Raw genomic sequence first — 12,185 nt, forward strand, 5'->3', positions numbered from 1 at the left:
GCGGCTCGTGGCGGTGCGCGACGATTTCGGGGCGACGGCGCCCAACAGGGGCTGCTATGGCCCGATATGCCCTGCGGGCGGGTGGGCCCGCCGGTGGCATGCCGGATGCCTCACGGATAGCTTGGTTCACTCCGGAGAACCCTCGTCCCACCAGGAGCTGACCGTGAATCGCCGTCCCACCCTCGTCGCCGCGGCCGCCATGACTGTCGCGGCGGTCCTGTCGCTCTCCGCGTGCGGGAGCGATGAGGGGGAGTCCCAGGACAACGACAAGATCGCGGGCGCGGACTCCGGCGACAAGAAGAGAGAGTCACCCTCCCCGAAGTCACCGGACGACGGCATCGACCGACCGGAGATCAGGCTGCCGAAGGGCGTGGACAACGTCTTCGAGGGCGGCAAGACCGGCGACGCGAAGAAGGACGCGATCCTCGCCGACAACGAGCGCTGGGTCGACTCCCTGATCGAGGCCGTGACGGTCGAGGCGAAGGACCACCCGGCGCTGAAGTACTACGCGGCGGGCGACGCGCTGATCTCGTCGGCGGAGTACATCCAGGGGTTCCAGGAGAAGGACAGGAGCTTCGTCGGGACCATCCGGTACTACGACCGTCAGGTCACGTTGCTCAAGGACGGCGTCGCCGCGGTGACGTACTGCAAGGACGGCACCAAGACGTATCCCAAGGATTTGAAGACCGGCAAGGTCGACCGGTCGATCGAGGGTTCCGCGAGCGACTACGCCTTCGTCAACACGCGCGTGACGAAGAACGACAAGGGCGTCTGGCAGACGGACTCGGTCACGTCGACGACGGGATCCAAGAAGTGCGTCTCGTGAGCGTACGGGCGCAGCCTTCTGTCCGCTGGTCCGCTCCTGTTCTCGCCGCGGCGGTGGCGCTGATTCCCGCCACCGCGTACGCCGGCGGCGGCGACACGGGCGGCAGCGGAGACATCGGCAACGGACAACAGTCCTCCGAAGCCACCCGCGAAGGCCGCAACCTCGGCATCAAGACGAAGATCCAGACCACCGTCCAGGGCAGCCCCGGTTCCGCGAAGACCGGCACGCTCACCCCGGCCAACAGCAACTGGGACCCGCCGGCCTGCTGGTACGAGCCCGCGTACACCCCGAAGCAGATCGAGGCGACGGTCAAGGCGATCCGCAAGATGAAGGTCTTCGGGATCGGGGACTTCGTGGGCGGGGTGTTCGACTCTTACTTCAAGGAGGGCAAGCCCTACAAGGACTACAACCTCGACAAGCAGGGCGAGGGGCAGTTCTGGGCGGCGGCCGTCGACGAGGACCGCAAGGACGAGCCGGGCGCGAAGGCGTGCACGCGGCTGCCCTTCTGGGTGAAGGACGGCGTTCCGCCGAAGGAGAAGCTGGCGGTCACGCCCAAGATCCTCGCGGAGTACGCGTACGGCCAGCTCCCGGTCCCCGGGACCGAGATCAAGAGGGCGCCCGAGGGGGAGACGAAGGTCAACCTGCCGACCTGGGTGTGGCTGGACAGGGCCAAGTTCAAGAAGATCGCGGTGACCGCGACGCTGCCGGGGACGGGCCTGTCCGCGACGACGACCGCCGAGCCGGTCTCCCTGCGCCTCGACCCGGGCACGGGCGACGCCGAGACGTTCCCGGGCTCCGGCGAGTGCCCGATCGTGAACGGCCGCATCGGCGAACCGCGCGCCAAGGGCACCCCGGGGGACACGGATCCGCCCTGCGGGGTGCGGTACCTGCGCTCGTCCGAGGACGGCCCGTACGAACTCCGGGCGACCGTGACCTGGAAGGTGACCTGGACGAGCACGAGCGGCGAGGGCGGCACGCTCCCGCCGGGCGAGTTCGGCGCGGGCCAGGACGTGACGGTACGGGAAGTGCAGTCGGTCAACCGGTAGGCGCGTAAGCGGGGTCGGGGCCGCGGGGCGATGGGTTAATCCGCTGGCGGTCCGGGCCCGTCGCCGCTCAGGATGGCGTTCATGAGTGAGCGACCCGTGCGATGGACCGAGGCGACCGTCTACTCCGACATGTGGGTCGACCCCGACGACGATCCGCGTGGCAACGAGGCCAGCCCGGACGGTGAGCTCGCCACGTTGGCGGACTTCCTCACCGGGTACCGGCTGACGTTGCGCATGAAGTGCGAGGGGCTGGACGCGGCGCAGCTCGCGCGGCGGTCGGTGCCGCCGTCGACGATGTCGTTGCTCGGGCTGCTCCGCCATCTCGCCGAGGCGGAACGGGACTGGCGGAACTGGATCGTCGAGGAGGAACTGCCCAGGCTGTACGGGGTGAAGGACGCGGACTTCCTCGACGCCGCCGCCGACCCGGCCCAGGTCGACGCCGCGTACGCGGATCTCACGCGCGAGCAGGCCGCGACCGACGCCGTGCTCGCTGAACACGCCGATCTGGGCGAGCGCCTGGGAAAGCACGGCAGCTCCGTGCGGGAGCTGCTGGTGCACAGGATCGAGGAGTACGCGCGGCACTGCGGGCACGCCGATCTGTTGCGCGAGTGCGTCGACGGGCGCGTGGGGCAGTGACGGCGGCGATGGTAGTGACGGCGGCGACGAAGGCCCGGGAGGCGTGGTGACCTCCCGGGCCTCCTGGGTCTCGTGGCGCCTCTGGGCGGGCGGGCCCGGCGCGCGTCCTCAGTAGCCGACGGTGAAGCGCGCCCTGTGGTGCCGCGGGTTCTCCGCCTCGTCCAGGAGCGCCACCGCCAGGTCCTCCATCGAGATGGCGGAGCTGCCGTCGGGGGCGACGAGGAGTTCGTCCTTCGCCAGGCGGAACTCGCCCGTGCGCACGCCCGGTTCGAAGAGCGCCGCCGGGCTCAGGTAGGTCCAGGGCACGGTGGTGTCCGTCGTACGGAGCACCTCGTACTGGGCGTTGGACGCCTCGGCGATGTGCCGCCAGGCCGCGGGGACGTACCGCGGGTCGTCGATGGCCAGGACGCCCTCCGTGCCGGGGACGGTGAGGCTGCCCGCACCGCCGATGACGATCAGGCGTACGCCGTCGGTCCGGGCGAGGCCGCCCAGGAGGGCCCGGGAGACGGCGGGGTGGTCCTGCTCGCGGCCGGGGGCGGGTCTGGTCGCGTTGACCACGAGGTCCTGGCCCGCGCTCAACTCCGCGACGTGGTCCGGGTCCGCCGCGTCGCCGGTGCGGTGGGCGGCGTCCGGGTGGAGCTCGGTGAAGCGGGCCGCGTCGCGCACGACGGCGGTGACTTCGTGGCCCCGGGAGAGGGCCTCGGTGACGACGCGGCTGCCCGAGTTTCCGGCTGCTCCGAAGACGGTGATGCGCATGGCGACTGACTCCTTGGAGTGGGTGGAGTGGGTGGAGTGGGGGAGGCGCTACGCCTTTCGCGGTGCGCGGCGGCTGCCCAGCTGGCCGAGCAGCACGCTCGCCAGGACCAGGACCAGTCCGCCGACCTGCCAGACGGTGAGGGTCTGGCCCAGGAGCAGCAGGCCGGCCAGCGTGGCGACGACCGGGTTGGTCAGGCCGAGGAAGGACACGGAGGAGGCGGGCAGGCGCTCGATGCCGCGGAACCACAGGGCGTACGCGAGGGCCGTGCCGATGATGCCGAGGTAGGCGTACCCGGCGACGTTGGCGCCGGTGAAGTGGTCCGGCAGGCCCTCCGCGGTGAGGGCGACGGGGGCCAGGACGACGCCGCCCGCGGTGAGTTGCCAGCCGGTGAGGGCGAGCAGCGAGACGCCTTCGGGGCGCCCCCACCGCTTGCTGAGCACCACCGCGAGCGCCATCAGGGTCGTCGCCGCGAGCATGGCGACGATCCCGGTGAGGTCGACGGCGGCGCTGCCGCGCAGGACCAGCAGGGCGACGCCGACGACGCCGACGAGACCGGCGACCAACGTGCGGCGGGTGGGCCGCACCTTCAGTACGCCGATGCCGAATCCGGCGACGAGCAGCGGCATGACCGCGCTGATCGTCGAGGCGACGCCGCCGGGCAGGCGGTAGGCGCCGAAGAAGAGGAGGGGGAAGAAGGCCCCGAAGTTCAGCACGCCGAGCACGGCGGCCTTCCACCACCAGTCGCCGCGCGGCAGGCGCCGGGTGAGGGCGAGCAGGATGAGTCCGGCGGGCAGCGCGCGCAGGGCGGCGGCGAGCAACGGGCGGTCCGGGGGCAGGAGTTCGGTGGTCGTGACGTAGGTGGTGCCCCAGGTGGCCGGGCCGATGGCGGCGAGGGCGGCGATGCCGGCGGCGGCCTTGGCGGAGGTGCGGGAGGCCGGGGGCGGGGTCGCGGCGGGGGAGGCGGCGGCCGGGCGGGCCTCTGTGGCGTCGGTGGTGCGAGTGGTGCGAGTGGTGCGAGTGGTGCCAGTGGTGCCCGGACGGTGCGCGGTGCCGCGTGTGGCGGTGCCGCGGATGGTGTCGGTGATGGACATGTCGCTTCCCCTCGCTGTTCCCCTGAACGCTGTTATTCTCAACGTTGAGATAAATATGGACCCCCGATCTACGAACGTCAAGTATCTGAACGTTGAGAGATCTGGCGCCGGTGCAGGAGGAGCGGAGACATGGCCGATCGACAGCGGACGCAGCGGACGCAGCAGGAGCGGGAGCAGGAGCAGGGCCGACCGGTGCGGAAGCCGGGGGAGCGACCGCCCGGCGAGGAGCCTCCCGCCATGGATGCCCTTGACGGAGCCGTGCCTTCCCGCACGAACGCCACCGACGAAGCCGGCCCTTCCGCCACCACGGACGCCCTCGACGAAGCCGGCCCTTCCGCCACCGCGGACGCCACCGCCGGAGCCGAGGCCCCCGCCGCGGACGCCATCGACGAACTCCGCGCCCAGTGGCGCCGCGAGCGCCCGGACCTCGACCCCGCCCGGCTCGACGCGATGGCCCTGGTCGGCCGCATCAAGCGCGCCGACCACCTGCTGAGCAAGGGCATGAAACGGGTCTTCGTCGAGTACGGCCTGGAGTTCGCGGAGTTCGACGTCCTCGCCACCCTGCGCCGCGTCGGCGCCCCGCACGAACTCACCGCGGGCGGCCTCCTGAAGACCGCCATGGTGACCTCGGGCGCCATCACCAACCGCCTCGACAAGCTGGAACGCAAGGGCCTGATCGAACGCAACCCGGACCCCACCGACCGCCGCGCCATCCGCGTCCGCCTCACCGACGCGGGCCGCGACCTGGCCGACCGCGCGATCGCCGACCACATCGCGAACGAGGAACACATGCTGTCGTCCCTCACCCCGGAAGACCGCGCCACCCTCGACGCGACCCTCCGCCGCCTGCTGGTGTCCCTGGGAGACACGCATCTGGGCTGATGGACGCTTGCGATTGCGCGCGTGGACCGGGCTTGCGGGTGCGCTGGCCTGCTCGCCCGAGGGCGGCAAGGGCCTGTTGGTCATCGGGACCTGCCTCGATCCGCATCAGGTGCGCGAACTCGCCGCTCTGGTTGCGATCATCGCCGGCAATTCCGTCTTCGCCCCCACCGTGTCGCCGGCCTCCGGGTGACCACTCGGACGACAGAGGAACGGATATGACGAATAGCACCAACTCCATCTCACGGTCGCGAAGTTCGAGGTTCCGGGCGGATCCGCTTCCCGGGCCGCCCGGCCCCGTCGGGGAGCGGTCCGATCGGGCCGCTCTGTTGCGGGCGCAGACAGAGGCGCTCGGAGTGCTCGTGCGGGAGGACCTGTCGCGGCGGCGTGGCGCCGTGTTCCTGTTGTGTTCGGCGGTCGTGACCCTTGTCGCCCTGCTGGCGCCGGTTCTCGTGGTCGGTGCGGCGACGGAGGACGGCGGGGACTCGACCGACGTCGCCGTATCGGCGGTCGGCGCGGGGCTCCTGGCCGTGGTCCTCGCGCTCCCCGCGCTGCTCGTCCTGCGCTCGTCGCGTGCGCGAGGGCTGCGGCGTGCCGAGCTGATGCGGCAGTGGGCCGGTGTCGACCGGGGCCCCGAATCCGCGCCTGTGACCGGGTACGGAACGCAGACCCCGCACGCCCGGTTCGGCAACGCCGCGGTGGTTCTCGCTCTGGCGTTCCTGCTGGCCGTCCTCGCCCTGACCGACGCCGACGACGCCGATGCGCTCGCCCTGGTGCCCGGGCCCGTGGTGGCCGGATGCTTCGCCTGGGCGACCGTACGCAAGTACGCGCTGCGGCACAGCTGGGCCGCGCGGGAGAACACGGCCCGGGCGCGCGAGCGCAGGCGGATCCAGTACCGGAGTCGCCTGTCGGGAGCAGCCGAGGCCCAGCGCACCGGCCTCCGTCCCTCGCTGGCGTACGTCGCCCTGCTCGCGCCCGTCGTCATCGTCGCGGTGGTCTTCGTCGCCATCCGGCCGGAGCACGTGCTGGGAATCGGCGTGGTGGGACTCCTCGCCCTGGCCGTGGCGGTGTTCGGGATTCCCGCGGTCGCCCTCCGGCGGCGCAGGGAGCGGGCTCGGCTTGCCGAGGCGGCACGTGCCCTGGCGGACTCCTTCCCGCCCGGGACCGCCGTGCACCCCGTCCGGTACGGCCTCGGCGCACCCTCCGGCCGGGGAGACGAACACGGGGCCGCCGCCTGGGACTGTGCCCCTCCTCGTGCCGGGGCGCTGGCGATCGGCGGGGGAGCAGTGCACCTGCGGGGCGCGGACGGCAGCTCGCTCGACGTTCCGTTCACGGACCTGGCCGGCGCGGTCCGTACGGCCTCCCCGGTGGCCTGGCTCGACCCGGCACTGGATCTGCTCCTGCGCTCCGGTGAGTCCATCGAGGTCCGTACGGCGGGGGCGGAGGAGATCGTCCGGGCGCTCTCCGGCGCGGGAGTCCAGACCGTGCCGGCCTAGCCGGGCGGACACGGCCGCCAGGTGCACGCGCCGCCCCTCACCACCCCACCCCCTCCTTCGTGAGAGCAACGTTCCCCACAGGTCATCCCGGGGGGCACGGGGGCGAAATGCGGGGTGCCTAGTTTCGGGGGGCCGGGTGGTGGTGCCCGGGGACTACTCCTGGAGGCCTGGCATGTGGATCGAGCGGTGGGAGCCGGAGGACGAGAGGTTCTGGAAGGAGGAGGGCGGGGAGCGGGTCGCGCGGCGGAATCTGGTGTTCTCCGTGCTGTCCGAGCACATCGGGTTCTCCGTGTGGAGCCTGTGGTCGGTGATGGTGCTGTTCATGGGGCCCGAGTACGGCATCGACGCCGCCGGGAAGTTCTTCCTGGTGTCGATGGCCACCCTGGTCGGCGCCGTCGTGCGCGTCCCGTACACCTTCGCCGTCGCCCGCTTCGGGGGCCGCGCCTGGACCGTGATCGCCGCCTCGCTGCTGCTGCTCCCCACCATCGCCGCCTTCGCCGTCATGGAGCCGGGGACGTCGTACGGCACGTTCATGGCATGTGCGCTGCTCACCGGCATCGGCGGCGGCAACTTCGCCTCCAGCATGACCAACATCAACTCCTTCTTCCCGCTGCGAAAGAAGGGCTGGGCGCTCGGCCTCAACGCCGGGGGCGGCAACATCGGGGTCCCCGTCGTCCAGCTCGTCGGGCTCGCCGTGATCGGGGCGGGCGGCGGACCGCGCGTGGTCCTCGGGATCTACATCCCGCTCATCCTGCTCTCCGCCGTCTGCGCCTACCGCCACATGGACAGCATCTCCTCCGTCCGCAACGACACCGGCGCCGTGCGGGCCGCCGCGCGGGACCCGCACACGTGGATCATGTCGCTCCTGTACGTGGGGACGTTCGGGTCGTTCATCGGGTACGGGTTCGCCTTCGGCCTCGTCCTGCAGACGCAGTTCGGGCGCACCCCCCTGGAGGCCGCGCAGCTCACCTTCGTCGGACCGCTGCTCGGCTCGCTGGTCAGGCCGGTCGGCGGGCGGCTCGCCGACCGGTTCGGCGGGGCGCGCATCACGCTGTGGAACTTCCTCGGGATGGGCGCGGCGACCGGGGTCGTCGTGGTGGCGTCCGTACGGGAGTCGCTCGCGCTGTTCGTCGGCGCGTTCGTGGCGCTGTTCGTGCTCACCGGGCTCGGCAACGGCTCGACGTACAAGATGATCCCCGGCATCTTCCAGGCGAAGGCCGAGGCCGGCGGGCTCGTGGGGGAGGCCGCCGCGGTCCGGGGGCGGCGGCTGTCCGGCGCCGCGATGGGACTGATCGGCGCGGTCGGCGGGCTCGGCGGCCTCGGCATCAACCTCGCGCTGCGCCAGTCCTTCCGGACCGCGGGCACCGGAACCGGGGCCTACGTCGCCTTCCTCGCCTTCTACGGGGTGTGCGCGGCCGTCACCTGGGCCGTATACCGTCGCAGGACGGCCGAACGGACCGCCCCCGCGGCCGGCCCGGAGCGGAACCCGCAGCTCGGCTACGCCGAGGTGTGAGCCGGGGCGCGACGCGGGAGGCGGGACGTAACACGGCGGACATCGCCACGAACCGGGCCCGTCACGCGCCGTTGACAGGCTCGGTCGTCCGCCGCCACGAACCACGGACCACGAGCCACGGACCACGAGCGGGACGAGACGGGACCGGACCATGCACGCCACTGCCACGAACGACCCGACCGCGCACGGGCCCCTCGCCGGATTCACCGTCGGCGTCACCGCGGCCCGCCGTGCCGACGAGCTCGGCGCGCTGCTCCAGCGGCGCGGCGCCACCGTGCTGCACGCGCCCGCGCTGCGTATCGTGCCGCTCGCCGACGACAGTGAACTCCTGGACGCCACGAAGGAGTTGATCGCCCACGCGCCCGACGTCGTCGTCGCCACCACCGCCATCGGGTTCCGCGGCTGGATCGAGGCCGCCGACGGCTGGGGCCACGGCGAGGCGCTGCTCCGCTGCCTGCGCGGGGTCGAACTGCTCGCCCGCGGGCCGAAGGTCAAGGGCGCGGTGCGGGCCGCCGGGCTCACCGAGGAGTGGTCACCGTCCTCCGAGTCCATGGCCGAGGTCCTCGACCGGCTGCTCGGCGAGGGCGTCGAGGGGCGGCGCGTCGCCCTCCAGCTGCACGGGGAGCCGCTGCCCGGCTTCGTCGAGGCGCTGCGTGCCGGGGGTGCCGAGGTGGTCAAGGTGCCGGTGTACCGGTGGTTGCCGCCGGAGGACCTCACGCCCGTGGACCGGCTCCTGGACGCCACCGTCGGTGGGGGTGTCGACGCGCTGACGTTCACCAGCGCGCCCGCCGCCGCGTCGCTGCTCGCCCGGGCGGAGGAGCGCGGCATGACCGCCGAGCTGCTCGCCGTGCTGCGGCACGATGTGCTGTCCGCCTGCGTGGGGCCGGTCACCGCGCTGCCGTTGCAGTCCCTCGGCGTGGACACGGTGCGGCCCGAGCGGTTCCGGCTCGGGCCGCTGGTGCAGTTGCTGTGCAAGGAACTTCCCGCCCGTACGCGGGTGTTGACGCTGGCCGGGCGGCGTGTGGAGATCCGTGGGCATGCGGTGCTGGTCGACGAGGAGCTGCGGGCCGTGCCGCCCGCGGGGATGGCGCTGCTCTTGGCGCTCGCGCGCCGGCCCGGGTGGGTCGTGGCCCGTGCCGAACTGTTGCGGGCGTTGCCGGGGGCGGGGAGCGATGAGCATGCGGTGGAGTCGGCGGTGGCTCGTCTGCGGGGGGCCCTGGGGGCGCCCAAGCTGATTCAGACGGTGGTCAAGCGGGGGTATCGGCTTGCCGTCGACCCCGCGGTGGGGTCCAAGTATGTGAGTTGAGGGGGGGGAGGGGGAGGGGGCGGGGTTCTGGTGCGGGTTCGGGTGCGGGTCGGTGGGGGTGTTCGCGCAGTTCCCCGCGCCCCTGGGAGGGGGGCTTCGGTGTCGTTCTCGGGTGCGGGCCTGTCTGGGTTGCTCGCGCAGTTCCCCGCGCCCCTGTAGGGGGCTCCGGGTCTTGTTCTTGGGTGCGGGGCCGATGGGGCTGGTCGCGCAGTTCCCCGCGCCCCTGGCTCCGCCGGGGATCCGGCACCCCCCACCCCACCCCCCGACCCGCACAGGCCCATGTCGCGTTTTGCGGGGCTATCCCGGGGCTGTCCCGGGGCTATCGGGCGGCATCCGGGGGCAACCTGGTGCGCTGGGTTCCGGACCTGCCCGGGGACAGGCACTGTAGGGGGTAGGCGACGGCATTCACTCACCGGTGACCCCCAAGGCGGTGACAGACGCATGGCGTTGGGCACGGACCCGGCTCCGTACGAGCTGCGATTCGACTCCGGGCGCGGCTGCCTGGACCTCGTGGCCACGAACCATCCCGTGGAACGACTCGACTCCGTGCCGAGACTGCGCGCCTGGATCGTGGGCGCGGGCCTCGTCCCGGCGGGTGCGAAACTGCCCGGCGCGGGCCCGCAGTGGCTCGGGGCGTTCCGGGAACTGCGCGGTCTGGTGGCCCAGTTGGTGCGCGGCGAGATCGAGGGGCGCCCGGTCGGGCCCGCCCTGGACCGGATCAACGCGCTGGCCGCACCCGCACCCCCCGCCCCGTACGCCGTACGCGCCCCCGACGGCACCCTCGTCCGTGTCCTGCGCGGCGAACCCGGCTGCCCGGCCCTGCTCGCCGCCGTCGCCCGGGACGCCGTCGACCTGCTCACCGATCCCGCCGCCCGCGCGCTGCTGCGCCAGTGCGAGGGCGACAACTGCCCCATCGTGTACCTCGACACGTCCCGCGGCAGGCGCCGCCGCTGGTGCTCCAGCGAGGTCTGCGGCAACCGTGAGCGGGTGGCCCGGCACCGCAGGAGGGCCGCCCTCGCGCGGACCTGAACCCGGGGTGGTCCCCCCGGGCTTGAGTCCTCGTACGCGGTCGCCGCCCGCCGGGCGAACCGCACCGAAGGCCCCGCCCGTTGAACGCCCCCGCCCCCGCCTACGTACCTCCGACGTGAGACCCGCCCAAAGCGCGGACAACGGAGGTGCGCGTGCGCAAGGATTCCGCCGTGGCCGATGAGCGCCCACAGCCGAACCGACATCGCCTCGGCCGACCCCAGGGCCCGGACGAGGAACTGATGCGCGCCCTCTACCGCGAGCACGCGGGACCGCTTCTCGCCTATGTGCTGCGCCTGGTGGCGGGCGACCGGCAGCGCGCCGAGGACGTCGTGCAGGAAACGCTCATCCGTGCCTGGAAGAACGCCGGTCGGCTCAACCGGGCCACCGGTTCGGTACGCCCCTGGCTGGTGACGGTCGCCCGGCGCATCGTCATCGACGGCCACCGCAGCCGGCAGGCCCGGCCGCAGGAGGTCGATCCGTCGCCGCTGGAGGTCATCCCCGCGGAGGACGAGATCGATAAGGCGCTGTGGCTGATGACCCTCTCGGACGCGCTGGAGGACCTGACTCCCGCGCACCGGGAGGTACTTGTCGAGACCTACTTCAAGGGGCGTACGGTCAACGAGGCGGCCCAGACGCTGGGGATACCCAGCGGGACGGTCCGTTCACGGGTCTTCTACGCGCTGCGCTCGATGAAGCTGGCGCTCGAGGAACGGGGGGTGACGGCATGACCGAGTCCTACGGCCACCACGGCGCCTGGCGGGACGAGGAGCTCCACGAGACCGTCGGCGCCTACGCCCTCGGGATCCTGGACGACGCGGAGGCGACGCGGTTCGAGGAGCACCTCGCCGGGTGCGGGCCCTGCCAGCACCAGCTGGAGGAGTTCTCCGGAGTGGAGCCGATGCTCGCCGCGCTCGCCGACTTCCCCGGGCCCCACGGCACTCCCGAGATCGGCGAGCGGCTCGCCGCCCGGCCGGGACCCGGCCTGGCCCGGCGCCTGGTCGACGAGGTGTCCGTGACCCGGGAGCGCCGGCGCAGGCGCGGCCTGTACCTGGTCGCGGCGGCGGCCGTGCTGATCGTCGGCGGGCCGCTCGTGGTCCTCGCCGCCACCGGCGACGACGGCGGCTCCCGCGACGCGGTGGCCGACCCGCACCCGACCAGCCCCGCCGAGGACGCCTTCTTCCACCACATGGAGCGCAAGACCCGCGCCACCGACCCGAGGACCAGGGTCAGCGCCACGGTCGGCACCGAGGAGAAGGCCTGGGGCACGCACACCGTCCTGGAGCTGAAGAACGTCAAGGGCCCGCTCAAGTGCTCCCTGATCGCGGTCGGCAAGGACGGCGCGAAGGAGACCGTCAGCAGCTGGTCGGTGCCCGCGTGGGGATACGGCATCAAGGACAGTCCGAACAAATGGGCCCGCGGCCCGCTGTACGTCCACGGGGGCGCCGCGATGGACCGCAACGACATCGACCACTTCGAGGTGACCACGTTCGACGGCAAGCGGCTGGTCAAGGTGGGCGCGTAACCGTCGACACGTGCACAGGAGGGCCCCCTTTCGCCTAAGGTGGACGGCTGCTCGGTACGGGCAGCAGCACGGTGCGAAAGGGGC

At 72.6% G+C, this 12,185-nt stretch carries 13 protein-coding genes; 11 read left to right on the forward strand and 2 right to left on the reverse strand.

What is annotated here, in order from left to right; all coding sequences use genetic code 11:
* Positions 1-163: 163 nt before the first annotated feature.
* The 3 genes from ACFYXE_RS33940 to ACFYXE_RS33950 all read left to right on the forward strand — a co-directional run bounded on the left by ACFYXE_RS33940 (position 164) and on the right by ACFYXE_RS33950 (position 2,508).
* Positions 164-826 (forward strand): hypothetical protein, encoded by a 663-nt coding sequence (locus ACFYXE_RS33940; RefSeq protein ID WP_389319253.1) that lies wholly within the window; start codon positions 164-166, stop codon positions 824-826.
* Positions 823-1,872, forward strand: coding sequence for a hypothetical protein (locus tag ACFYXE_RS33945; protein ID WP_389319255.1), 1,050 nt, complete (start codon positions 823-825; stop codon positions 1,870-1,872). Before ACFYXE_RS33940 ends, ACFYXE_RS33945 begins: the two co-directional genes overlap by 4 nt.
* A 72-nt stretch (positions 1,873-1,944) precedes the next feature.
* The gene (locus tag ACFYXE_RS33950; RefSeq protein WP_389319257.1) at positions 1,945-2,508 is read left to right on the forward strand and encodes a DUF664 domain-containing protein; all 564 of its coding nucleotides are present in this window, start codon (positions 1,945-1,947) and stop codon (positions 2,506-2,508) included.
* A 108-nt stretch (positions 2,509-2,616) separates the two neighbouring features.
* Here the strand turns inward: ACFYXE_RS33950 and ACFYXE_RS33955 are convergent, their stop codons facing one another.
* Entirely contained in the window at positions 2,617-3,264 is a 648-nt protein-coding gene (locus ACFYXE_RS33955) for an NAD(P)-dependent oxidoreductase (RefSeq protein ID WP_389319259.1), read from the reverse strand.
* Between the two features lie 48 nt (positions 3,265-3,312).
* Positions 3,313-4,356 (reverse strand): EamA family transporter, encoded by a 1,044-nt coding sequence (locus ACFYXE_RS33960; RefSeq protein ID WP_389319261.1) that lies wholly within the window; start codon positions 4,354-4,356, stop codon positions 3,313-3,315.
* A 129-nt stretch (positions 4,357-4,485) separates the two neighbouring features.
* On the opposite strand from ACFYXE_RS33960, the gene ACFYXE_RS33965 reads away from it, so the two are divergent.
* The 8 genes from ACFYXE_RS33965 (at position 4,486) to ACFYXE_RS34000 (ending at position 12,101) form a co-directional block, all read left to right on the forward strand.
* Positions 4,486-5,238: a MarR family winged helix-turn-helix transcriptional regulator gene (locus ACFYXE_RS33965; protein ID WP_389319263.1), complete on the forward strand. Its 753-nt coding sequence runs from the start codon at positions 4,486-4,488 to the stop codon at positions 5,236-5,238.
* 13 nt (positions 5,239-5,251) lie between these two features.
* The gene (locus ACFYXE_RS33970) at positions 5,252-5,428 is read left to right on the forward strand and encodes a hypothetical protein (RefSeq protein WP_389319265.1); all 177 of its coding nucleotides are present in this window, start codon (positions 5,252-5,254) and stop codon (positions 5,426-5,428) included.
* 226 nt (positions 5,429-5,654) lie between these two features.
* The gene (locus ACFYXE_RS33975; protein ID WP_389319267.1) at positions 5,655-6,731 is read left to right on the forward strand and encodes a hypothetical protein; all 1,077 of its coding nucleotides are present in this window, start codon (positions 5,655-5,657) and stop codon (positions 6,729-6,731) included.
* Between the two features lie 172 nt (positions 6,732-6,903).
* Complete coding sequence (locus tag ACFYXE_RS33980; RefSeq protein WP_389319269.1) at positions 6,904-8,244, forward strand: MFS transporter; 1,341 nt, start codon at positions 6,904-6,906, stop codon at positions 8,242-8,244.
* Between the two features lie 151 nt (positions 8,245-8,395).
* Positions 8,396-9,550, forward strand: coding sequence for a uroporphyrinogen-III synthase (locus ACFYXE_RS33985; protein ID WP_389319271.1), 1,155 nt, complete (start codon positions 8,396-8,398; stop codon positions 9,548-9,550).
* Positions 9,551-9,991: 441 nt separating this feature from the next.
* Positions 9,992-10,579 (forward strand): CGNR zinc finger domain-containing protein, encoded by a 588-nt coding sequence (locus ACFYXE_RS33990; protein ID WP_389319273.1) that lies wholly within the window; start codon positions 9,992-9,994, stop codon positions 10,577-10,579.
* A gap of 146 nt (positions 10,580-10,725) precedes the next feature.
* Entirely contained in the window at positions 10,726-11,307 is a 582-nt protein-coding gene (locus ACFYXE_RS33995) for a sigma-70 family RNA polymerase sigma factor (protein WP_389319275.1), read from the forward strand.
* A complete protein-coding gene (locus ACFYXE_RS34000) occupies positions 11,304-12,101 on the forward strand; it encodes a zf-HC2 domain-containing protein (protein ID WP_361179684.1) in 798 nt (265 codons plus the stop codon). The genes ACFYXE_RS33995 and ACFYXE_RS34000 overlap by 4 nt, the downstream gene beginning before the upstream one ends.
* Positions 12,102-12,185 lie beyond the last annotated feature (84 nt).

The organism is Streptomyces sp. NPDC002564, assembly GCF_042889645.1.
GTDB lineage: Bacteria > Actinomycetota > Actinomycetes > Streptomycetales > Streptomycetaceae > Streptomyces.